Genomic DNA, 21,389 nt, shown 5'->3' with positions numbered 1-21,389 from the left:
TGGTAAAACCGGAATCATGATCGCGAGACTGAAATTTGTTGCACCGCTGGTCATGGCGGGTGCGGCCGCGACGGCAATCTTCGCGGCGCCGGTGGCTGCCGCGGAGTCCTATGCGGCGGCGGCGGGCATCTCCGGCATCACGATTCCGCTCGACCCCGGCGGTGACGGCTGCTATCAGGGCACCTGCGGCAACGGCGGCCCGCAGGGCGGCAGCGGCTGTACGCCAGACGGCACGTGCGGCAACGGCGGCCCGTTGGGCGGCGGCGGCTGTACCGCTGAGGGCGTGTGCGGCCACGGCGGCCCATGGGGCGGCGGCGGCTGCGTGCCCGGCGTCGGCTGCTTCAACTGGGGCCAGTAACGCAAAAGGGCCCCGCCACGCCAAAGCGTGCGGGGCCCAGTGCGCGAACTAAAGCTCGGTCGCGGAACCGCCCGCGGATGTGATCTTGTCGCGGGCACTGCCGCTGAACTTGTGTGCGGTGACGTTGACCTTCACGGTCAACTTGCCGTCACCGAGCACCTTGATCAACGAGTTCTTGCGCACCGCACCGGCGGCCACCAGCTCGTCGACACCGATGTCGCCGCCCTTGGGGAACAGCTTGTTGATGTCGCCGACGTTGACGACCTCGTATTCGGTGCGGAACCGGTTACGGAAGCCCTTGAGCTTCGGCAGCCGCATGTGGATCGGCATCTGGCCGCCCTCGAACGTCGCGGGGACGTTCTTGCGGGCCTTGGTGCCCTTGGTACCGCGGCCGGCGGTCTTGCCCTTGGAGCCCTCGCCGCGACCCACGCGGGTCTTGGCGGTCTTCGAGCCCGGGGCGGGCTTCAGGTCATGCAGTTTGATGGTCATTGCTATACCTCTTCAACCTCGACGAGGTGATGCACGGCCTTGATCAGACCGCGCGTCTGCGCGTTGTCCTCACGGACGACGGACTGGCGGATCTTCCGCAGCCCCAACGTCCGCAGGCTTTCGCGCTGGTTCCAGCGCGCACCGATGGTGCTGCGCACCTGGGTGATCTTGAGCTCTGCCATGGTTATGCGGACCCTTCACGTGCGGCCGCCGCGGCCAACGCGTCGGCCTCCCGGCGCTGCCGCAGCATGCTGGGCGGCGCCACATCCTCGATGGGCAGCCCGCGGCGTGCCGCGACCTCTTCCGGGCGCTGCAACATCTTCAGCGCGGCGACGGTGGCATGCACCACGTTGATCGCGTTGTCGCTACCCAGCGACTTGGCCAGGATGTCGTGCACGCCAGCGCATTCCAGCACTGCGCGCGCCGCGCCACCGGCGATCACACCGGTACCCGGGCTCGCCGGGCGCAGCATTACCACACCAGCTGCGGCCTCACCCTGGACCGGATGGACGATGGTCCCGCCGATCAGCGGGACACGGAAGAAGCCCTTGCGGGCCTCCTCGACACCCTTGGCGATCGCGGCGGGAACTTCCTTGGCCTTGCCGTAGCCGACGCCGACCATGCCGTTGCCGTCGCCGACGATCACCAGCGCGGTGAAGCTGAACCGCCGGCCACCCTTGACGACCTTGGAGACGCGGTTGATCGCGACGACGCGCTCAAGGTAATTGCTCTTCTCGCCACCGTCGCGGCCGCCACGGCCACCACGGTCGTCACGTCGACCCCGGCCGTCGCGGTCACCGCGACCGCCGCGATTGTCCTGCGCCGGAGCGGCGCCAGCCTGCTCGGCCATCATGCAGTCCTCTCGTTAACAGTCATTAGAACTTCAGCCCGCCTTCGCGAGCCGCGTCGGCCAGCGCCGCGATGCGGCCACCGTAGGTGTAGCCGCCGCGGTCGAACACGACCTGCTCGATGCCTGCGGCCTTGGCGCGCTCGGCGATCAGCTGTCCGACCCGCACGCTGTGGGCCTTCTTGTCACCGTCGACGGCGCGCACGTCGGCCTCGATCGACGACGCGGCTGCCAGCGTGGTGCCGGTGAGGTCATCCACCAGTTGCACGTGGATGTGCCGCGACGAGCGGTTGACCACCAGACGCGGCGTGGTGGCCGTGCCCTCGATCTTCTTGCGGAGCCGGGCGTGCCGACGCAGTCGCGCGACCCGCCTGGTCGCAGAAATGTTCTGGCCCACCGGCTTACGCGCGGACTCAGTTGTCTTAGTTGCCATGACCTATTTGCCCGTCTTTCCGACCTTGCGGCGGATCTGCTCACCCTCGTAGCGGATGCCCTTGCCCTTGTAGGGGTCGCTCTTCCGCAGGCGGCGGATGTTGGCCGCGATCTGGCCGACCTTCTGCTTGTCGATACCCGTGATCGAGAACTTCGTCGGCGTCTCCACCGCGAAGGTGACACCTTCCGGTGCGTTGATCAGTACCGGGTGGCTGTAGCCGAGGGCGAACTCGAGGTCACTGCCCTTGGCCACCACGCGGTAGCCGACGCCGAAGATCTCCATCTTGATGGTGTAGCCCTCGGTCACGCCCGTGACGAGGTTGGCCACCAACGTGCGCGACAACCCGTGCAGCGAGCGGTTGCGCCGCTCGTCGTCGGGCCGGGTCACCACGATGGCGCCGTCGTCGTTGCGCGACACCGAAATCGGCTCGGCGACCGCAAGTTCCAGCGTGCCCTTCGGTCCCTTGACCGACACGTTCTGGCCGTCGATCGTTACGTCGACCCCGGACGGCACCAGGACCGGTTGCTTACCAATACGCGACATGTCTACTTCTCCCTCACCAGACGTAAGCGAGGACTTCGCCGCCCACGCCCTGTCGTGCTGCCTGGCGGTCGGTGAGCAGACCTGAGGACGTGGAGATGATCGCCACGCCGAGGCCGCCCAGAACGCGGGGCAGATTGGTGGATTTCGCATAGACGCGCAGGCCTGGCTTCGACACCCGGCGCAGCCCCGCAATGCTTCGTTCACGGCTCGGGCCGTACTTCAATTGCACTACCAGCGCCTTGCCCACGCGGGCATCCTCGGTGTGGTAGTCGGTGATGTAGCCCTCCGCCTTGAGGATCTCGGCGATGTTCGCCTTGATCTTGCTGTGCGGCAGGGTCACCTCGTCGTGGTACGCCGAATTGGCGTTGCGCAGACGTGTCAAGAAGTCTGCGATCGGGTCCGTCATGGTCATGACAGCCGGTTCACCTTCCTCGCGGCGGTTCCCTCAGTTGGGGCCTACCGCAACCTGTTTCGAATGTTGTGGTCTGGTTCGCTTACCAGCTGGACTTCTGGACGCCGGGCAGTTCGCCGGCATGCGCCATCTCGCGCAGGCAGATGCGGCACAGCCCGAACTTGCGGTAGACCGCGTGCGGGCGACCGCACCTATTGCAACGCGTGTAGCCGCGCACCTTGAACTTGGGCTTCTTGTTGGCCTTGTTGACCAGAGCCTTCTTTGCCATCTGTTCAGTTCTCCTTGAAGGGGAAGCCGAGGGCGCGCAGCAGCGCTCGTCCTTCGTCGTCGTTCGTCGCCGAGGTGACGACGGTGATGTCCATGCCACGCGTCCGGTCGATCGAGTCGACGTCGATCTCGTGGAACATCGACTGCTCGGTCAGGCCGAAGGTGTAGTTGCCGGTGCCGTCGAACTGCTTGGGCGACAGGCCGCGGAAGTCGCGGATACGCGGCAGTGCGATCGAGATCAGCCGGTCGAGGAACTCCCACATCCGGTCGCCACGCAGCGTGACGCGCGCGCCGATCGGCATGCCCTCGCGCAGCTTGAACTGTGCGATGGACTTGCGCGCCTTGCGGATCTCCGGCTTCTGGCCGGTGATCAGCGCGAGGTCGTTGACCGCGCCGTTGATGAGCTTGGCGTCCCGGGCGGCGTCGCCGACACCCATGTTGACGACGACCTTCACCACGCCGGGGATCTGCATGACGTTGGCGAAGTTGAACTCTTTTTGCAGCGAGTCGCGGATCTCGTCGCGGTAGCGCTGCTTGAGCCGCGGCAGAGTCTTCTCAGCGGTAGTCATCTCAGATGTCCTTGCCATTGGTCTTGGCGACGCGAACCTTCTTGCCGGTCTCGTCGTCGCGGCGGAAGGCGACGCGGGTTGGCTTGCCGTCGGAGTCGAGCAACATCACGTTGCTGACGTGGATCGGCGCTTCCTGGGTGACGATGCCGCCGGAGGACGCCCCGCGCTCAGTGCGCGAAACGGGGGTGTGCTTCTTGATCCGGTTCACGCCCTCGACGAGGATCTTGTTGCGGTCGGGGTAGGCCACCAGGACCTTGCCCTTGGCGCCCTTGTCCTTGCCCGAGATGACGAGCACGGTGTCGCCCTTGTGGACGTTCATCTACAACACCTCCGGGGCGAGCGAGACGATCTTCATGAAGCGCTTCTCGCGCAGTTCCCGGCCGACCGGGCCGAAGATGCGCGTGCCACGCGGGTCGTTGTCCGCCTTGATGATGACGGCGGCGTTCTCGTCGAACTTGATGTAGCTGCCGTCGGCGCGGCGGCGCTCCTTGACGGTGCGCACGACGACGGCCTTGACCACCTCACCCCGCTTGACGTTGCCACCGGGGATGGCGTCCTTGACGGTTGCCACGATGATGTCGCCGATGCCGGCGTAGCGCCGCGACGAGCCGCCGAGCACACGGATGCACAAGATCTCCTTGGCGCCCGTGTTGTCGGCGACCTTCAGCCGCGATTCCTGCTGAATCACTCGATCTCCTCGACCTGGTTAATGTGTGCATGGCAGATTCCGACCTGACATGCGCGGTCTTGCTGTTTCCGAAGGGCACGCAGGGTCTTCTTACGACGACCGAGGTCTGCCCAAGGCAACCCGTTGATTCTAGGTGAGGACCTGCGAGGAACCAAATCGCCGCTGGTCACCTCATCTGTGCCGCGAACGTGGGTTACCCGCACACATTCTGGCCCTGAAGCGTGCGGGTAACCCACGTTCGCGGTGAGCGGGGGCGGCACACCCCGAAATATCGTCAACACCTGCCGTCTTTCACGCGTTCACCTGGGCGTATTACATCCGGTCAGACTGGGCACCATGCTCGCAGTCGCCGCGCTGGCTCTGGCGGCGGCGTTCCTGTTCGCCCTGTCGGCGTTCTTGCAGCAGCGGGCGGCGCGCACGGTCGTCGGCACCGACGCCGCATCACTGCGCGACGCGTCCGGCGTCAAACGGCTCTTTGACCGACTGCTACGAAGCAGGATGTGGCTCGCTGGGTGGCTGACGAACCTCGGCGGTGTCGGCACCCAGGCGGTGGCGCTGAAGCTCGGGTCGGTGGCCGCGGTTCAACCGCTGATGGCCGCCCAACTGGTGTTCGTGCTGTCGCTGGCCTCGGGCGAGCAGCGCCGGTGGCCGTCGCGGCGTGACTGGGTGTCGGCGCTGGCCGTGTGCGCAGGCCTGGTGCTGCTGGTTGTGGCCGATGCGTCGTCGCTGACGGCCCAGCCACACCGCAACCGCGTGTTCATGGCGACGGTCTGTGTCGTCAGCGGCGTCGTCGTACTTCGACAGCTGAGCCGATACGTTTTCCCGTCGCTGCTCGTCGGAGTCGCCGCGGGCCTGTGCCACGCGCTCAACGCCGTGTACCTGAAGCTGACGGTCGAAGACCTGTACCACGGCGGGGCGGCCGTGGTTTTCGACTGGCCCGTGTACGGGTTGGCCGCCACCGCGCTGAGCGGAATGTTGTTGGTACAGATAGCTTTTGCCAGCGGTCCACTGCCACCCGCCGTCGCGGCCATGAGCGTCACCAATCCCGTCGCCAGCTTCGTGTTGGGCATCCTCGCTTTCGATGCCCCCGCTCCGCGCGATCCGGCCGTGCTGTCGACGATCGCAGTGTCCGGACTGTTGACAACGCTCGGGATCGTCGGCCTGGCCAACGCGTCGAACACCCGCCTGCTGTACCGCGCCGATTCGTCGACGATTCCGCTTCTCCCGGTTGATCATGGTTGACATGCAACTAACCGGCGCGGTGGTGCTGGTCACGGGTGCGTCGGCGGGCATCGGCCAGGTCGCGGCGGCCAGGTTCGCGGCGAAGGGCGCACACGTGTTGGTGCACGGTCGCGACCCGCGACGGACCCATCAGGTCGCCGACGAGATCGGCGGCCGGGCCGTGATCGCCGACCTGGGCTCAGCCAAGGACCGCGAACGGCTTGCCGCCGATGCGCTGGCCGCATATGGACGCGTCGATGTCCTGGTGAACAACGCCGGGTTCGGCTATCTCGGACCCGTATCCGAGATGCCCGTGGCCGTGATTCGGCGGTTGGTCGAGGTCGATCTGCTCGCCGCGATCGAGCTCACCCGCTCGCTTCTGCCAGGAATGATCGAACGGCGACGCGGCGCAATCTGTTTCGTCACGTCGATCGCCGGACGCACCGGTGTCGCAGGTGAAGCCGTCTACTCGGCGACCAAGGCGGGCCTCGACACGTTCGCCGACAGCCTGCGGGTCGAGACCGCCGGATCTGGCGTCAACGTCAGCGTCGTCGTTCCGGGCGTCGTCGACACAGGCTTCTTCGAAACCCGCGGCGCTCCGTATGCGCGCTCGCGGCCCCGGCCGATTCCGGCGCGGACGGTTGCCGACGCTGTCGTCCGAGCGGTCGAGCGCGACCGTGCCGAAGAGTGGCGGCCACGCTGGCTTCGAATCGCGCCGACCGTGCGCGCGGTGGCGCCAGGTGCGTTTCGGCGGCTTGCGGTGCGCTTCGGCCGTCAGGCCGGCGCGGGCTAAAGGTCAGCCACGCAACGGAATCCGATATGCGTGGTCGCGCTGTCCTGTGACTGCGGCGAGCGGGCCGCCGGACGATACCGCTGGCAGTATTCCGGGGCGCACAGGTGCGACCCGCCCTTGAGCGTCTGGTTCACCGACGGGTCGGGACTTGATGGCCCGCAACAGGATTCGATGGGACCGTCGAGCCGGTGGTGAGCGGAGAATTGTGTCGTCGTCCACTCCCACACGTTGCCGATCATGTCTAAGAGGCCGAATCCGTTCGGCGGGAAGGTGCCGACCGGCGACGTGCCCACCCAGCCGAGTGCGCCATCGTTGTGGAAGGGAAATCGCCCCTGCCACGTGTTGGCCATCAACTGACCGCCCGGCGTCACGTCCTCACCCCAGGCGTACACCGTGGTCGCCCCGCCGCGAGCGGCGTACTCCCACTCGGCCTCGGTCGGCAGGCGACGACCTGCCCAGCGCGCGTAGGCAACGGCGTCCGGATAGGCCACCTGCACTACCGGATGGTCAGGCCGGTCGTCGATTCCGCTGCCGGGGCCGAACGGATGTCGCCAATCGGCGCCGGGGACCCACGCCCACCACTGCCGCCAATCACGCAGATCGACGGGGCCGCTGCTTGGCTGGAACACCAGCGAGCCGGGAACCAGATCCTGCTCGGCAGCTCCCGGGTACAGCGCAGGATCCGGCGCCTGCTCGGCGACGGTGACAAATCCCGTGTCGGCGACGAACTCCGCGAACTGGGCGTTGGTCACCGGGTGACGCTCGACGGCCAGGGCGCCGACGGTCGCCGTGTGCACCGGCGCCTCTTCCGGATAGAACTGCGTTGAGCCCATCCGAAACGACCCGCCCGGCACCTCGACGAGCTCGGTCAGCATGCCAGTCAAGGTAGAACGATCTCGAAGTCTTGGGTCAGCAGCGCCGCCGCGGAGTCGAAACCCGGGGTTCCCGTGGGAGCCTGCACGTGGACTGCGACGAGATAGTCGGGGCCGTTGTCGGTCCAGATGTGAACGATGCGGTCCTCGTATTGCACCGCGTTCTGCGGTGTGTCCGACCACGCACCCATCAGCTTCTGCCCGCTGTAGCCGCACAGCTCGCCAGGCAGCACGCTGACGGAGCTGACTGGCGATTTCGCCATCAGGTCATCGGAGTACTTGCGAAACGCGGCCGCGGGATCCAATTTCGTCGCTGCGATCGTGACGGTTGCCGCCATGCCGTCGGGTCCGTCCAGCTTGCCGCCCACGTCGCCGGTGCCCGCGGTCATCGACCACTTGTCGGGAACGCCGACCGTGATCCTCGGCGCCTGCGGGTCAGCGACCTGTGCTGCCAGCCGCACACTTGGCGTGACCGTCTGCGAGCACACGACGCTGTTCGCAGGCACGGGCGCGCGCGTCGTCGGAAGGACACCGAACGTGGAGGGCTCCGGCTGCTGTGGTGGTGCGGTTGTCGCCGAGGACGACTGGGGGGCCGCGACGGTGGGAGGCTTGCCTGCAACTGGCAGGCCTTCGCTGGTTCGCACGCACGCGGCCAGCAGACAGGCCAGCACGAGCGTCGCCAAACCGACCCGCTTCATCAGTCTTTCGCGAACGCCCGCGCGAACTCTCGTTCCAAATCCACGTACGGCTTGCCTGACACGTCGACGTTCACCATTGCGATGGTGCCACCTGTGAACGGGAACGGCGCCTTGTACGTCCGCGAAACCGGCGATCCGGTGTTCTGCCCGACACTGAGGCTGGCTCCCGCGAGCCCGAACGTGCCGGGGTGGATCTTCATGCCGGACAGCGATGCCACCTCGGCGTCGTCGATGTAGAGCGCCGTATCGCCGACAGGGGTGTGGCTGCCCTCCACCGTCCCGGTGCGCACAAAGGCGACGCCGAAAGTGTGCTTGCCCAACGGCACGGCATCCGACGACAGCTTCTGCTCCTGCTCGCCGAGGAAGTTGTAGATGTAGTGCAACCGGCCGTCCTGGACGAACAGCACGTGCCCGCCGTGTGCGCCACCGTGTTTGATGATCACACCCTCGGCGCCGCTGTCGATCGTCACTTCGGCGATCATCGCGAACGACCGGCCCTGGATCTCAACGGCGGCTCCCATGCCGACGTCGGCGGTGCCGGGGTAATAGGTGTAGGACTCGCGGGTGCCGGTGAGGTACGGCCGATACCGCGTCATCGTCTCGAGGATGTTCAAGTCGGCCAGCGGCAAGCCGTTGTATTTGTCGGCTTCTGCAAACCACAGCTTCTTGAGTTCTTCGAGTTTGTCGGGATTCTCGGCGGCCAGATCGTGGCATTGGCTGCGGTCGGCCTGGATGTGGAACAGCTCCCAGCGGTCCTTGTCGAAGTGGGACCAGCCTGCGGGCGACGCGGCGTGCACGGTGTTGGCGAACCAGCCCTTGTCCCAGATGCCGCGGGTGCCGAGCATCGCGTAGAACTGCGTCTCCTTGCCGGTCGGCGCATGCGGATTGTCAAGGGCCACTTTGATGCTCACACCGTCGAGAGGCTTCTGCGGAACGCCGCGAACCGTCGCGGGCGGGGTGATGTCGAGCAGGTCATACACCGTCGGGGTGATGTCGCAGACGTTGACGTAGTTGTCGCGCACCTCCCCGTGGGCTTTGATTCCCTTGGGCCAGCTGATGATTGCGGTGTCCGCGATGCCGCCTTCGTGTGAGGCGTAGCGCTTGAACAGCTTGTAGGGCGTGTTGAACGCCATGGCCCATCCGATTGGATAATGGTTGTACGTCTCGGGGCCGCCGAGGTTGTCCATCACCTTCAGGCTTTCCTCGACGCTGTCGATGTACCCGTTGAAGAATTTGACCTCGTTCACCGACCCGTTCGGACCGCCTTCGCCACTGGCACCATTGTCGGAGATGACCACGATGATGGTGTTGTCGAGCTGACCGGACTCATCCAAATAGTCCAGGATACGGCCGATTTGGGCGTCGGTGTAGGACAGGAAGCCTGCGAACACCTCGGCCATCCTTGCGAACAGTCGCTTCTCGTCGTCGCCAAGCGACTCCCACGGTCGCACGGTGTCCTGCGGCGGCCATGGCTCACCGTTGGGCCCCTTGACCTCCAGGTATGGGTTGATCGGCGACAGTTCGGTGTCCGGCGGGACGATGCCGAGCTGCTTCTGGTTCTCCAGCACGATTTCGCGGTACCGTTCGTAGCCCATGTCGAAGCGGCCCGCGTACTTGTCGGCCCATTCCTTGAATACGTGATGTGGCGCATGGCCGGCGCCAGGGCAAACGTAGGAGAACCACGGCTTGTCGGGCGCGATCACCTTGGCGTCGCGGATGAATTCGATTGTCCTGTCGGCGATGTCCTTCGACAGGTGGTAGCCGTCCTCCGGTGTTCCCGGCGGCGCGATCGGGTGGTTGTCGTAAACGAGTTCGGGATACCACTGGTCGGTCTCACCGCCCATGAAACCGTAGAACCGCTCGAATCCGCGCGCCAGTGGCCAATGCCGTTTGGTGGCAGCAAGATTCGACTCTTCCAGCGGCGTGAGGTGCCACTTGCCGACGCAATAGGTGTTGTAGCCGTTCTCGACCAGGACCTCCGACAGCAGCGCGGTGTCGTCGGGGATCCGGCCGTTGCAGCCGGGAAAGCCGTCGGTGAACTCTTCGATCGTGGCCATCCCGACTGTGGTCGGGTTGCGGCCCGTCAGCAACGAGGCCCGCGTCGGCGAGCACAATGCGGTCGTGTGGAACTGCGACAGCCGCACACCGCGTTCGGCGATACGACTCATGGTCGGCATTTCGACCAAGCCGCCGAAGCAGTCCCACGTCGCGATGCCGGTGTCGTCCCACACGAGATACAAGACGTTGGGCGCATCCTGTTGCGCGGTCGGTGCGGCGTACGGTCCCCAGTCGGGCTCGGAATCCCGGATGTCCAGCTCGATCTTGCCGTTGAATTCCCTCGCCATGACAGCCTCGTCCCGGGTTTGTTATCGCCGTGTCTTCGACGATCGCACCGAACCTACACCGGCTGCGTATCGCTTAGCTGAGAAATTGACGACCGCGGCATTACAGTTTTTCGGTTCAACCAACGCCGCACCGAGAAGAACGGAATCGACCAGCCCAGCCACGCGCCGATGCCGGCCACCAACCAGACGAAATGCTCCTGATTTCCGCCAAACATGCTGTCCTGCAACGGGAGGAACACGACTATCAACAACGGCGTCCAAATCCGGTTCGTGATGATCGACAATGCAAGCGTCGCACTGAGGACCATGTGTCGCCGATGCGTCACGAATTGCCGCTGCCGTGCGGCGAGGTAGCCGTTGATCGTGAACCACAGCCACAGCGTGGCGAGCAGAACGTTACTGACGGCCAGGAACGGGCCGAACGGCGTCATCGCGCCGATCACCATGGCGCACACCGCGGCGGGGATCGCGGCGAACACGTAGACCCGCCCCACCCTGCGGTGCAGAACAGGTCGCCGCTTCCGCAGCCCCGGCCAGATCTGCGCGACTGCCGCCACCATCGCGATGCTCGCGAGCATCACGTGACCGACCAGCAGGGGGTAGTGCAGTGCGAACGTCGCCGGCACCCGGGTGTCTCCGGTGAAGTAGGGCGGCAACGAATAGACCAGGAACGCGACGACGACAACAGCGAGGGCGAAAGCGGGCCAATTCCGCCGCTGGCCGGGTTTTGCGTATGACATACGCATGAGCGTACGACATACGCTTTCCCTAGGTCTACCGATTAGGCTGGTGTGTGATGACCTCTGACGAACCGCTGCCCAGAGCACTGGAGATCCTCTGGCTGGACGAGCCGCCGGGGCGGCGTACGCGCGGCCTGAGCCGCGAGCGCATCGTCGCGTCCGCGATCGATTTGGTCGAGACGGAAGGGTTGGCCGCGCTGTCCATGGCGCGGTTGGCCGATCGGCTGGGCTGCGGCACCATGTCGCTGTACCGCCACGTCGCCAACAAGGACGAGTTGTTGACATTCATGTTGTCGTCGGCACCGGACCCGCCGCCCACACCGGCCGATCCATCGAATTGGCGTGGTGCGCTGAGTGATTGGGCTTGCGGGCTGTGGGAGGTCTATCACAGCCATCCGTGGGTGCTGCAGACCGCTGCGGCGGGTCCGCCGCTGGATCCTGGACAGCTGGCGTGGCTGGACGCCGGCCTTGGCGCGCTGGCCGAAACGACGTTGCCGGAGCGCGACAAGCTGGCAGCCGTCATGGCGGTGCTGCACTACGTCCGCGGCGCTGCGGCATTGAGCATCGAGGCCGCCAGCCAAGGTCCTGACTATCCGGCCCTGCTTCGGCGCCTGTTGGACGGCGGCCGGTTTCCGGCACTGGCGGCCGCGCTGCAGGCTGGGGTCTTCGACGACGCCGACAACGATCACCTCGCCGAATTCCGTTCCGGTCTGGGTCAGCTGCTCGACGGCATCGCCACGAAGGTCGAGCCTCGCTGAATACACGGTCGGCACGATCACGTGCGCGAGTGCGCCGTCCGGTGTGACATGCACCGACTCGGGCACCGGTGATTTCTTCCAGGTGTCGCGAGACGCCTACCAGCTCGGCTGACCCGTGCTGAGCGGTTTCCTCAGCACCACAGTGGCGAAGCTTGTCCACCAGGGCACAGGGTGTCGCAGCAGCCATCGCGTCTTCGCCTGCTCAGCGGCTTCAAGCGGCGGCAGCATCGCGTAGTAACGATGCCCGAATGCCGCGGTGAACGACTCCACGGTGAAGCCGACGCTCTGGTAGCGCGCGAGTGCCCGCCGCGTTGGACCAGTGCACCAACGGTAGTAAGCGGGGAACTTCTCGTGTTTGGGGTCGTCGATGCGGCCCGGTTGGATTCTGCGCAGCACCGCGCGGGCGAACTCCTCCGGGATGAGCCGGTTCGCAACGAACGGCAACGTGAAAAGCGTTGGGAAGAAATGCACTGCGCGCCCGCCGGGTTTCAGCAGCCGCAGGCAGTTCTCGTGGAATGTCCGCGCGTCGGGCAGGTGCTCGCACAACATCTTGGAGAAGACGAGATCGTAGCGCTCCAGGCCGTCGTGGATGGGCTGGCAGAGATCAGCGACGCGGGTGTCGAAATCACCTACGCCCAGCGCGAGTTCGTGTGCCGAGACGTCGATCACCACCCGCTCGGGAACGGATCGCCACTGTTCGGCCGCCAGGATCGGGTTGGCGCCGCCTCCCAACTCCGCTACGGACTGCGCTTCGGCCGCGAGTTTGAGCAGCAACTCGTCGTAGTTCTCCCATAGCTCGGATGCGCCGGTGTAGCTGATCGTTTCAGTCGGGCTGACGGCCATGGGTTAGTCACACCTCCGCGGGTTGCGGGGGACTCTAGTGACAAATTATCAAAAGTGTCAATTGCCGAGATCGGCCCGCCACCACTCGGTGTTTAGGTTGCGGCCTTTCGTGCAAAGTTAAGAAGGGCCGTCCGGTGCGTGATGCGGCGGTGGCCAATGGTTTGGCAGCCTGCAAAAACCGTGGGGCGGTGGAAGTATGCCGAGAGTGACGACCAGCAACCCGCAGACGATTTCGTATCCGGCAGTGGGCTCGCGCCCGTACCGACAGGACGAAGTCGCGGTCGACCCTCACGTTGTCGTGCTCTTCGGCGCTACGGGAGACCTGGCCCGGCGCAAGTTGATTCCTGGCCTCGCCTACCTCGACCAGTCCGAACTGGCTCCCCACATCGAGATTGTCGCCACCTCGCTGGAGGACATCTCCACCGACGAGTTCCTGAAGGTGGCCAAGGAAGCGATCGAGGACTTCGGGACGCACAAGCTCAACACAGACCAGTGGGGCCGCTTCGCCAAATCGGTGAGCTACGTGCCGCAGAGCGCAGGACCCGAAGCGCTGGCCGCCGCCGTCGCCACCGCCGAGGAGAAACTCGGTAAGGGAGTCCGCCGTCTGCACTATCTTTCGGTACCGCCGAAGGCCGCGCGAGCTGTGATCGACACGCTGCGAGAGGCCAACCTGGTGGACCGGTCCCGCGTTGTGATGGAGAAGCCGTTCGGCACCGATCTGGCCAGTGCCGTAGCGCTCAACGACTTCGTGCACGAGACCTTCAGCGAAGAGCAGATCTTTCGCATCGACCACTTCCTCGGCAAAGAGGCGGCGCTGAACATCCTGGCGTTCCGCTTTGCGAACGGGCTGTTCGAGCCGATTTGGAATCGCAACTTCATCGACCACATCCAGATCGACATCCCCGAAACCCTCGGTCTCGACGAGCGCGCCAACTTCTACGAGAGCACCGGCGCGTACAAGGACATGGTGGTCACCCATCTGTTCCAGGTGATGGCTTTCGTCGTGATGGAGCCTCCTACTGCGCTGGAGCCGCGTGCCATCAGCGAGGAGAAGAACAAGGTATTCAGATCGATGCTGCCCGTCGACCCGGCTCACGTGGTCCGCGGCCAGTTCGCCGGCTATCGCGAATTAGACGGCGTGGCAAAGGATTCCGACACCGAGACATTCGTCGCGCTCAAGGTCGGCATCGACAACTGGCGATGGGCGGGCGTGCCGATCTACTTGCGCACGGGCAAGCGGATGGCCGAGGGCATGCGCATCATCTCGATCGCGTTCAAGGAGGCGCCGCGCACGATGTTTCAGCACGGCTCCGGTGTCGGCGCCCAGGGGCCGGACCACTTGACGTTCGACCTCGCCGACAATTCCAAGGTGTCGCTGTCGTTCTACGGAAAGCGGCCGGGTCCTGGCATGAAGCTGGACAAGCTGTCGATGCAGTTCTCCACCCAGGAGGTCGACTCCGGCACCGACGTGCTGGAGGCCTACGAACGGTTGATGCTCGACGCGATGCGCGGCGACCACACGCTGTTCACGACGGCCGAGGGCATCGAGTCGCTGTGGGAGCGATCGGAGGGCTTGCTCTCCGATCCCCCGTCGGCCAAGTCCTACCCGCAGGGCACGTGGGGACCCAACGCGATTCATCAGCTGATCGCACCGCATGCATGGCGGCTGCCGTTCGAGCGCGCGTGGCGAGAAGCCAAGAACGACAACAACCACTAGCTCTGCTTCACCGGCTCGTTGACCCGATACAGCCGCCACACCGGCTGGCTGTCTCCGTCATTGGCGATTTCCAGTTCGAGCGTCGCGATATCGGCGCCGGTCTCAAATAACGTGGGATACCTCAGGTTCAGTGCGTCAGAAGCCCCGCGGCCGACCGGCGGCACCGCGAGCATGTACTTGATCCCGTTCTCTATCGGCGCGTTGAGCAAGTCGGTGAAGTCCGGATCTGACGGCACCACAAAGACTTTCGGGTGCTGAGACGCGGCAAGCACAGCGAATCCGTACACGGTGTCGGTGAGCACCGAGCTCTCCGGCAGGTCGAGCTTCTCGAGGTAGCGCGCGATGTGGCGTTCGGTGGAGAAGCTGGCCGCGATCCGCTGCTCGGTGGCCTTCCGTTCGCTGGTGCTGCCGGGATCCGGTGCGAGCACAGCGCCAAGGGCGTACTCCTGCGGCGCATACTTCGGCTGACCCATCCCCCACGCCGTGATCGGCAGGGCGATCGCCATCGCTGCCGCAACGGGGAGGTAGGCGGGAAGCGAGTTTCGCCGGTGTGTCGGTGGCGGCGATGTCGGGGCATATTTTCCGCGCCGTTTGGCAACCACCAATCGGCCGTCGGGCACTGCGAGCATGGCCAGGCATGCTGTGAGTGGAATGGCCACGATGTAGAAACGCAGGAACGGGAAGGTCGATCCCATCGCATAGCTCAACGTCTGAAACGCCAGCGCCGCACCGTATATCACGATCGGCACCAGCAGCACGTGCCAGCGCTGTCGTCGCCACCGCTGCGCGGCCGCCCATGCGGCGATGGGCACCAGGGTCGGTGCGAGCAACGATACGCACACCGCGGCGAACGACACGCCGTCGCCGAATCCCGGTTTCGTCTGGCCGGACTGCGCAAGGATCGCCGAGTTTCCGTACTGCGACGTGAATTGCGCGAACCCTTCTCCGGTGATCAGCCAGCTGATCACCGCCCAGCCGACGAAGGTGGCCACCCCGGGACCGCTGACCATGATCATGTCCAGCACCGCCCGGCGAATCCGTGGGGCGGTCCTGGCCCGTAGGTAGGTGGTTGCGCCGACCAGTAAGCCTGCCGCCGCAATACATGCCACAGCGTCGTAGCGGGTCAGATAGGCCATTCCCATCGCTATGCCACCGGCGACGATCAGGTGATGCACATCGTCGTCGGTCATCCACAGGATGAGCCTGCGGACAGCCCATGACATGAAGAAGACGAAGGGTGCCTCACTCATTCCGTTGGCGCCGTAGAAGACGATCATCGGGTTGAGCGCAAACAGTGCGGTGATCGCGATCGAATACCCCCGCGGCAACCCGCGGTCGGTTCCCATGTTGAGAATCTGCACCACCGCGCCTGCCATGAAAACGGCCGACATGATCGTTCCGGAAAACGCACGGGCAGCCATGTCGGGCCACACGGCGCTGAGGGCGACGGCGGGGATCTGAACCATCGACGCAAGGGGCGTGAAGATGAATCCGATGGCGGCCAGGTGCGGGTCGCGGCTGAACAACACTGACTGTGCCGCAGCAACTCTCGACAGCGTGTCACCGAGGATGAACCCGTGTTGCACCTGCAGCCAATATCCGACCATCAAGTAGACCGCGAGCGAAATGAAGTATGCGGTCACCTTCAGGCTGCGATTCGAAGATGCCCGCGCGGTCACGAGGTATCCGCGTTGTCTGGTCGTTCGGCCAACCCGTGGAAGGTCTTCTCCCAGTATGAGGGATTGCGGACCAACTGATAGCAACCCTTGGCGGCGGCCACGCTCATCATCAGCCAGAAGACGGGCACGGTCAGCGCCGCTGTGAGCAGATCGGTCCGGTCGTCTTCGCGCAACGTGATCAGATTCATGTACAGCGTCGCAGCATTGCCCAACACGAGCGCAATCAGCGCGGGAAAGTATATGTACCAGGGGAATACGGCTTCGATCGCGGCGGGCTGACCGAGAAACCACACCAACGTGATCAACCAGAACGCGAGGTTGAGAAGCGCGATGATCGGAGTACCACCAAGGACGAGGTTGAACCGGATGAAGCTGCGCCAGCCGATCGTCCGCAGCAGTCGGACGGGACGCCGGATCTGTACCAGCCAGGTCTGCAGGTAGCCCTTGTACCAACGAGAGCGTTGCCGAATCCAGTTGATCGCGTCGCTATTGGCTTCCTCCAGAGTGCTGGAGTCGATGACGGCGGTGTGGTAGCCGCGCGAAGCTATGCGCAGCCCCAGGTCGGCGTCTTCTGTGACGTTGAATGGGTCCCACGCCCCGATCTCGTCGAGAACTGCACGGCGGAGGTGATTCGACGTGCCGCCCAACGGGATAGGCGAGCTGCTTCGCATCATCCCCGGCAGCAGATATCCGAACCACAGCCGGTACTCCGCGGTGAACCACGCGGTCAGCATGTTCTGATGCCCGTTGTGGTAGACCAGCTTGGCCTGCACGCATGCGACGGTGGCGGGAAGCTGCCGGAACGCTGCCACCACTCGGCGTAGTTGCAGCGGTTCAGGCAGATCCTCGGCGTCGTAGATGGTGACGATGTCGCCTGTTGCGAAGGATAAACCGTAGTTGCAGGCCTTTGGCTTGGTGCGAGGCTCGGCCGGCGGGACGAGCAGGATGGTGATCGCGTCTGATTCCGCGGAATTGCGTGCCGCGGCAATGGTTATGTCGTCGTCGGCTTCGAGCAACAGCAACACCTGAAGTTTGTCTGCCGGGTATTGCAGCGCTGCCATTGCGCCGATGAGTTCCCCGACCACCTCAGGTTCGTTATACGCAGGAACCAGGATCGTGTACGGCGGGAGCTCGGCATCGCAGATCGCAAGGGCTTTCTCGTCGGGGATGACGATGGCTCGCGCGGCCAGACCGTCGCGAAAGATCAGCAGCCGGTCGGCCATGGTCAGCAGGTAGCCGACCGTACTGATGCCGACAAGGACGACCGCGGTAGTCCCCGGCTGCCAGATCGCGCATCCCACCACAAGGGCCAGCAATGACCACAACGTCCATCGCTGCCACCTGACAACCGGCACCGATGCGGAGCTGACGGGATCGTCCTCTCGCAAGCCCTCGATCGCCCGCCACAGAGCGAACTGCCGTTCCTCCTCACTGATCGTGTCGGGGTCCCACTGCTTGATCTCGGTGCTCATCCGCGGTCCCCCGGCCGCCGGAATTGCGCGCTGACCAAGCCGCGACCGAATTCGGTGAGCAAGTCGGCATCCTTGAATGCCGCCCGGCGCGACTCGAGCACGGAGTTGCCCCGAAACAACAATGTGATCAGCGATCGAACCGTTCCGATCATGTCGCCGCTTGGTTCAGGAAACGGCGCGTTGGGATCGTGGTTGTCGACAGCGAAAATCGTGATCCGCTGAGCGACCTTCCTATCACCCCAGGCGAATTGAATCGAGTTCCACGTGACGAGCAGATCGTCGTCGACGACCGACATCATGCTTGCGGTCACGCCCATGCCGAGATCGATTCGCCGTGGTGCGCTGAACCTCGCACCAGTGAGTCCGTACAACACCCGCGCCGGGTATACACCGAACGAGAACGGCCGACGGCTGACGAGGCTGTCCACCACCAGCGTTCGCGGGCGAGAGAGTTTGTCGAACCGAGGATCCGGAGCCGTTGCGGTCATCCACTGCCGTACCAACACGGAGTCGCCGTACAACCGTTTGACGTCGCGATAGTCCTGGATCTGAACGGTCGCCCAACCTGGTGGAGCGATGAGCGGTTCCCCGGCAACGAGCACACCAGGACTCGGCCTGTCGACCGGTGCGGTGGTGGGATCTGTCGGAATATGAACCAGGGCCAGTGCGACGCCGACGGCGACGACGAGCGGCACACTCGACCAAACCTGCCTGGCCGCAAGCGGTTCCACCTGGCGATCAAGCAGGCGCTTGGGCTGGCCGCGACGGGCCGCCAAGTACATGACGATACCCACGACGGCGACGGCGCCGACCGTCGGCACGTATTGATACATCCAGAGCGGCGTGTCGGGCAGAAACACCCAGATCGCTGTCAGCACCGCGAAACCGAACGCCCAGGCAAGCAACGATCCCACGATTCCGCGCCGCATCGTGCGGCCCACCGCGATTCCGCTGCCGACTCCCGCGTTGAGCAACGTCGCGGCGCCTGCGGCGTAGGAGCTGCCGCCGAGAGAGATCACAAGAAGGAAGTAGGGCAACGGGAAGATCAGGAACATCATGGCCCAAACCCAGGCGAATCTGCTGACCGGCCGCAATCCGAATAACACGATGCAGCTGCTGAGCACAAAGAGCCACATGGCGAGCAGATCCAGCCGGAGCAGATGGAAGTACAGCGAGTATCGGTGCAGCAGAACGTTGTTCATGAGCAGGGCCAGCACCAGGCCCATCGTTCCTACGATGATGTCGACTTGTCGGTCATGTATCGGAAGCTCCGTACGGTGACGGCGGGCGACCCCTACCGCCACCAGCACGGCCACCGTCGGTACGGTCCAGGCGAAGCCACCGAGGCCGCCCACGTGTGCGGTCAAACCGATGCTGTACAGACTCTCGTGGAAGGCGATACCGGTCAATGCCGATATCAACGCCCACCGCAGGATCAGGCGAAGGGTCGGATGAACCCGTTCCCGCGGCGGCGAGTGCGATGCGGGGTCTGCAACCGGTACCGCGGTGGGCACCGTCACGGTTGCGCTCGAGACCGCCTGCCGCGCAGCATGATGAGCCCGGCGGCCAACACAATCACCACGGCGATGCCTGCGCCGGCGCCGACACTCCACCACGGCACGGAAAGACTCTTGGACTCCACGACCTGTTGCGGCGCCGAGTGTGCAGTCCCGACCATCTCCGGCGCATGTCCCGGTGTGGCGATGAGCGCATCGCCCGTCAATCGTGACCAGTGCTCGACGTCCGAATCGAGCCATCGCAGAAGGTCATCCAGCTGATCTGGGGCCTTGTTGGAGGTTGCGATGACGACCGTCCTGTTGCCGTCGAAAGTCGTTTGCAATGAACCGAAGCGCAATGACGGGTCGAGCTTGAGCTTGCCTTCTTGGCCTGTTCCGTCTGCGTCGGTAACGGTGATTTCACTGTCCGAATGCGCGGCGACCGGCAGGCTGATTCGCTGGTCCGTCGGTTGCTCGGCGCTGATCAGGATGGCGGGAAGCGGCGAGGTCATCGCCTCATCGAGGCTCGTCACCGCGGTATCGATGGGCAGCGCGCTCAGGCGCTGCAGTCCGACGACGATGGTCAGTGCCCGTCGGGTGTCGTCGAACGTGTTCCCCATGCCGATCTGCACCCGCGGCATGAGCGCCTGGGGTAGCGACTGAAAACCGCCAGGCACAGGCGGTTTGGCGGCGACACTCTCCACCGGACTGTCGCCGTCGATTGTCAACGTGATCGGCTGGAATTCGCCACATCGTCCGGTGTTTCCGGTGATGTTCACGGCGACGCCAAGGCTGGTGTAGCGCTGCAGGAGTCGGTCCGGGACGTCGATCCACCGGTCGATGACCCCCGTGCCGTCGACCGGCCAGCGGTCGATGGTCTCACCGCCGATCGAAGCCACGACTTGGCCGCCAACCGATGACGGGAGCGGCGTATACGATCCGCGCAAATGAACCCGGATGTCATGTGAGGGTCGCCCGAGCCGCGTCTGATCCAAGGGGATCGACACCTGCGGCGATAACGCCGTCGCGTTGACACCGGGTTGGCCGAGCTGTCGTATCGTGGTCACGTTCGGCGCCAGCTGCGGAACCGGCTTCAGCGGCCCCGCAACGGCTTTCGAGCTCAATGCGAGTCTGCCGATGTCCCCAGACAACGCCCGCGTTTGATTGATCAGTTCATCGGGTGGCCCCACGATCAGCAGCCACGGGCTTCCACCATCACGGCCCTCGAGTTCGAGGCCACTACCCGGCCCCTGCCGGATGACGATTTGACGCTGCAGCGGGAGTGCCGGTTCCGCAGGGGCGACCTGTCCGTCCTGCAGCGGCGTCAGCGAGACGACGGTGTTCTGCTTGCCGTAGTGCGCCACGACGGTCGTGGCGACCCGTATCGCAGCATCGGACTCCGCCCGCGTCGGCGATGCCGGAACGAACAACTGGAGTTCTTTCAGGACCGGCGGCAGGAAGTCGGCGATGGTTGTGGGCACGGTCTCGGCGCCCGCGAAGGAGGCGGATGCGTCGTCGAGGCGAAGGGGCACCGTCGGGTCGTAAAGGCAATAGCCCTCGAATGGGTCGAGATAGCTGCGCAGGGTGAATGTCACCGCGTTGTCGACGACAGCGGCGCCGGCCAAGGGAATCGAAACCGGCGCGCCGAAATCGGTCGGCAACGGCACCCGCGCGAGGGTGCGTTCGTCCTGAGAGACGGTGATTGTTCCGGCACGCACCCCCACCGGCAATTCGACGAGCGCGTCCAACGTCGATGGGGCAAGCCCAGGAGGTACCGGCATGGTCAGCGTTTGCGTACCTTGCAGCCCGTAGAGGGCGAGGCCGCTGTCCAAGCCCATGGACTTCAGTGCCATCACGGTCGGAGCCGGGGGCGACAAGTCTTCGCCCGGAGCCGCGGCGGCAACCGATGTCAATATTCCCAGCGCAGCGAAAGAGAGCGCCGTCGCGAAAATTGTCGCAGTATAAATTGACGACAGCGCAATATTTCGCATTCTGCGATCGTATAGCAATCAACAGGCGCGTCAATTAGCAAATTTTGCTGACTATGCCAAAAGCACTCCGCTAGGGACTTTTGGCCCTAATGCAAGTGACCATCGACCCTGGATCGCCTGGCAGCGCCTTCCTAATTTCCACTGCAACAAATGTGGAG

At 64.7% G+C, this 21,389-nt stretch carries 24 protein-coding genes; 5 read left to right on the top strand and 19 right to left on the bottom strand.

The annotated features are described in order from the left end of the window. Positions 1-16: 16 nt before the first annotated feature. On the top strand, positions 17-358 hold the full coding sequence (locus tag J3E61_RS15835; RefSeq protein ID WP_192722044.1) for a PE-PGRS family protein: 342 nt from the start codon (positions 17-19) through the stop codon (positions 356-358). A 48-nt stretch (positions 359-406) separates the two neighbouring features. Here J3E61_RS15835 and rplO read toward each other — a convergent pair whose 3' ends face one another. The 10 genes from rplO to rplN all read right to left on the bottom strand — a co-directional run bounded on the left by rplO (position 407) and on the right by rplN (position 4,606). Beyond that, complete coding sequence (gene rplO, locus J3E61_RS15830; protein ID WP_192722045.1) at positions 407-847, bottom strand: 50S ribosomal protein L15; 441 nt, start codon at positions 845-847, stop codon at positions 407-409. Between the two features lie 2 nt (positions 848-849). Further along, positions 850-1,029 (bottom strand): 50S ribosomal protein L30, encoded by a 180-nt coding sequence (gene rpmD, locus J3E61_RS15825; protein WP_192722046.1) that lies wholly within the window; start codon positions 1,027-1,029, stop codon positions 850-852. A 2-nt stretch (positions 1,030-1,031) separates the two neighbouring features. Then, positions 1,032-1,697 carry a 30S ribosomal protein S5 gene (gene rpsE, locus J3E61_RS15820; protein ID WP_192722047.1) on the bottom strand — a complete coding sequence of 222 codons (666 nt, stop codon included), beginning with the start codon at positions 1,695-1,697 and terminating at the stop codon, positions 1,032-1,034. Positions 1,698-1,722: 25 nt separating this feature from the next. Continuing rightward, the gene (rplR, locus tag J3E61_RS15815; protein WP_192722471.1) at positions 1,723-2,091 is read right to left on the bottom strand and encodes a 50S ribosomal protein L18; all 369 of its coding nucleotides are present in this window, start codon (positions 2,089-2,091) and stop codon (positions 1,723-1,725) included. A 39-nt stretch (positions 2,092-2,130) separates the two neighbouring features. Further along, on the bottom strand, positions 2,131-2,670 hold the full coding sequence (rplF, locus tag J3E61_RS15810) for a 50S ribosomal protein L6 (protein WP_210084184.1): 540 nt from the start codon (positions 2,668-2,670) through the stop codon (positions 2,131-2,133). A 13-nt stretch (positions 2,671-2,683) separates the two neighbouring features. After that, positions 2,684-3,082, bottom strand: coding sequence for a 30S ribosomal protein S8 (gene rpsH, locus J3E61_RS15805; protein ID WP_192722049.1), 399 nt, complete (start codon positions 3,080-3,082; stop codon positions 2,684-2,686). Positions 3,083-3,164: 82 nt separating this feature from the next. Then, positions 3,165-3,350: a type Z 30S ribosomal protein S14 gene (locus J3E61_RS15800; protein ID WP_006245130.1), complete on the bottom strand. Its 186-nt coding sequence runs from the start codon at positions 3,348-3,350 to the stop codon at positions 3,165-3,167. Positions 3,351-3,354: 4 nt separating this feature from the next. Continuing rightward, positions 3,355-3,918, bottom strand: coding sequence for a 50S ribosomal protein L5 (gene rplE / locus J3E61_RS15795; RefSeq protein ID WP_192722050.1), 564 nt, complete (start codon positions 3,916-3,918; stop codon positions 3,355-3,357). Position 3,919: 1 nt separating this feature from the next. Continuing rightward, positions 3,920-4,237, bottom strand: coding sequence for a 50S ribosomal protein L24 (rplX, locus tag J3E61_RS15790; RefSeq protein ID WP_192722051.1), 318 nt, complete (start codon positions 4,235-4,237; stop codon positions 3,920-3,922). Continuing rightward, positions 4,238-4,606 carry a 50S ribosomal protein L14 gene (rplN, locus tag J3E61_RS15785; protein WP_015305035.1) on the bottom strand — a complete coding sequence of 123 codons (369 nt, stop codon included), beginning with the start codon at positions 4,604-4,606 and terminating at the stop codon, positions 4,238-4,240. 336 nt (positions 4,607-4,942) lie between these two features. Between rplN and J3E61_RS15780 the strand changes: the two genes are divergently transcribed. After that, positions 4,943-5,848 carry a DMT family transporter gene (locus J3E61_RS15780; RefSeq protein ID WP_210084183.1) on the top strand — a complete coding sequence of 302 codons (906 nt, stop codon included), beginning with the start codon at positions 4,943-4,945 and terminating at the stop codon, positions 5,846-5,848. Next, the gene (locus J3E61_RS15775) at positions 5,841-6,620 is read left to right on the top strand and encodes an SDR family NAD(P)-dependent oxidoreductase (protein ID WP_210084182.1); all 780 of its coding nucleotides are present in this window, start codon (positions 5,841-5,843) and stop codon (positions 6,618-6,620) included. The genes J3E61_RS15780 and J3E61_RS15775 overlap by 8 nt, the downstream gene beginning before the upstream one ends. Here J3E61_RS15775 and J3E61_RS15770 read toward each other — a convergent pair. The 4 genes from J3E61_RS15770 to J3E61_RS15755 are packed head-to-tail and all read right to left on the bottom strand — an operon-like array spanning position 6,617 to position 11,281. Further along, positions 6,617-7,495 (bottom strand): formylglycine-generating enzyme family protein, encoded by an 879-nt coding sequence (locus tag J3E61_RS15770; RefSeq protein WP_210084181.1) that lies wholly within the window; start codon positions 7,493-7,495, stop codon positions 6,617-6,619. The genes J3E61_RS15775 and J3E61_RS15770 overlap by 4 nt on opposite strands. Positions 7,496-7,500: 5 nt before the next feature. Then, positions 7,501-8,190 carry a hypothetical protein gene (locus J3E61_RS15765; protein WP_210084180.1) on the bottom strand — a complete coding sequence of 230 codons (690 nt, stop codon included), beginning with the start codon at positions 8,188-8,190 and terminating at the stop codon, positions 7,501-7,503. Next, the gene (locus J3E61_RS15760) at positions 8,190-10,535 is read right to left on the bottom strand and encodes an arylsulfatase (RefSeq protein ID WP_210084179.1); all 2,346 of its coding nucleotides are present in this window, start codon (positions 10,533-10,535) and stop codon (positions 8,190-8,192) included. The genes J3E61_RS15765 and J3E61_RS15760 overlap by 1 nt, the downstream gene beginning before the upstream one ends. 53 nt (positions 10,536-10,588) lie before the next feature. Then, complete coding sequence (locus J3E61_RS15755) at positions 10,589-11,281, bottom strand: DUF2306 domain-containing protein (protein ID WP_210084178.1); 693 nt, start codon at positions 11,279-11,281, stop codon at positions 10,589-10,591. Positions 11,282-11,331: 50 nt separating this feature from the next. Here J3E61_RS15755 and J3E61_RS15750 point away from each other — a divergent pair, with 50 nt between their 5' ends. Continuing rightward, complete coding sequence (locus J3E61_RS15750; protein WP_210084177.1) at positions 11,332-12,033, top strand: TetR/AcrR family transcriptional regulator C-terminal domain-containing protein; 702 nt, start codon at positions 11,332-11,334, stop codon at positions 12,031-12,033. A gap of 96 nt (positions 12,034-12,129) precedes the next feature. Here the strand turns inward: J3E61_RS15750 and J3E61_RS15745 are convergent, their stop codons facing one another. Further along, entirely contained in the window at positions 12,130-12,876 is a 747-nt protein-coding gene (locus J3E61_RS15745; RefSeq protein WP_210084176.1) for a methyltransferase domain-containing protein, read from the bottom strand. Positions 12,877-13,081: 205 nt separating this feature from the next. Between J3E61_RS15745 and zwf the strand changes: the two genes are divergently transcribed. Beyond that, positions 13,082-14,593, top strand: coding sequence for a glucose-6-phosphate dehydrogenase (zwf, locus tag J3E61_RS15740; RefSeq protein WP_210085585.1), 1,512 nt, complete (start codon positions 13,082-13,084; stop codon positions 14,591-14,593). Here zwf and J3E61_RS15735 read toward each other — a convergent pair. From J3E61_RS15735 to J3E61_RS15720, 4 genes are read right to left on the bottom strand one after another with little or no spacing between them, the layout of a single operon-like run. Next, positions 14,590-16,272: an ABC transporter gene (locus J3E61_RS15735; RefSeq protein ID WP_210084175.1), complete on the bottom strand. Its 1,683-nt coding sequence runs from the start codon at positions 16,270-16,272 to the stop codon at positions 14,590-14,592. The genes zwf and J3E61_RS15735 overlap by 4 nt on opposite strands. Then, positions 16,269-17,744, bottom strand: a complete 1,476-nt coding sequence (locus J3E61_RS15730; protein ID WP_210084174.1) for a glycosyltransferase — start codon at positions 17,742-17,744, stop codon at positions 16,269-16,271. The genes J3E61_RS15735 and J3E61_RS15730 overlap by 4 nt, the downstream gene beginning before the upstream one ends. Continuing rightward, positions 17,741-19,264, bottom strand: coding sequence for a hypothetical protein (locus J3E61_RS15725; protein ID WP_210084173.1), 1,524 nt, complete (start codon positions 19,262-19,264; stop codon positions 17,741-17,743). Before J3E61_RS15725 ends, J3E61_RS15730 begins: the two co-directional genes overlap by 4 nt. Next, the gene (locus tag J3E61_RS15720) at positions 19,261-21,192 is read right to left on the bottom strand and encodes a hypothetical protein (protein WP_210085584.1); all 1,932 of its coding nucleotides are present in this window, start codon (positions 21,190-21,192) and stop codon (positions 19,261-19,263) included. The genes J3E61_RS15725 and J3E61_RS15720 overlap by 4 nt, the downstream gene beginning before the upstream one ends. Between the last annotated feature and the right edge of the window lie 197 nt (positions 21,193-21,389).

This window comes from Mycobacterium sp. OAE908, assembly GCF_017872775.1.
GTDB lineage: Bacteria > Actinomycetota > Actinomycetes > Mycobacteriales > Mycobacteriaceae > Mycobacterium.
Note: the sequence above shows the minus strand (reverse complement) of the source record. Positions and strands in the feature narration are given on the sequence as shown.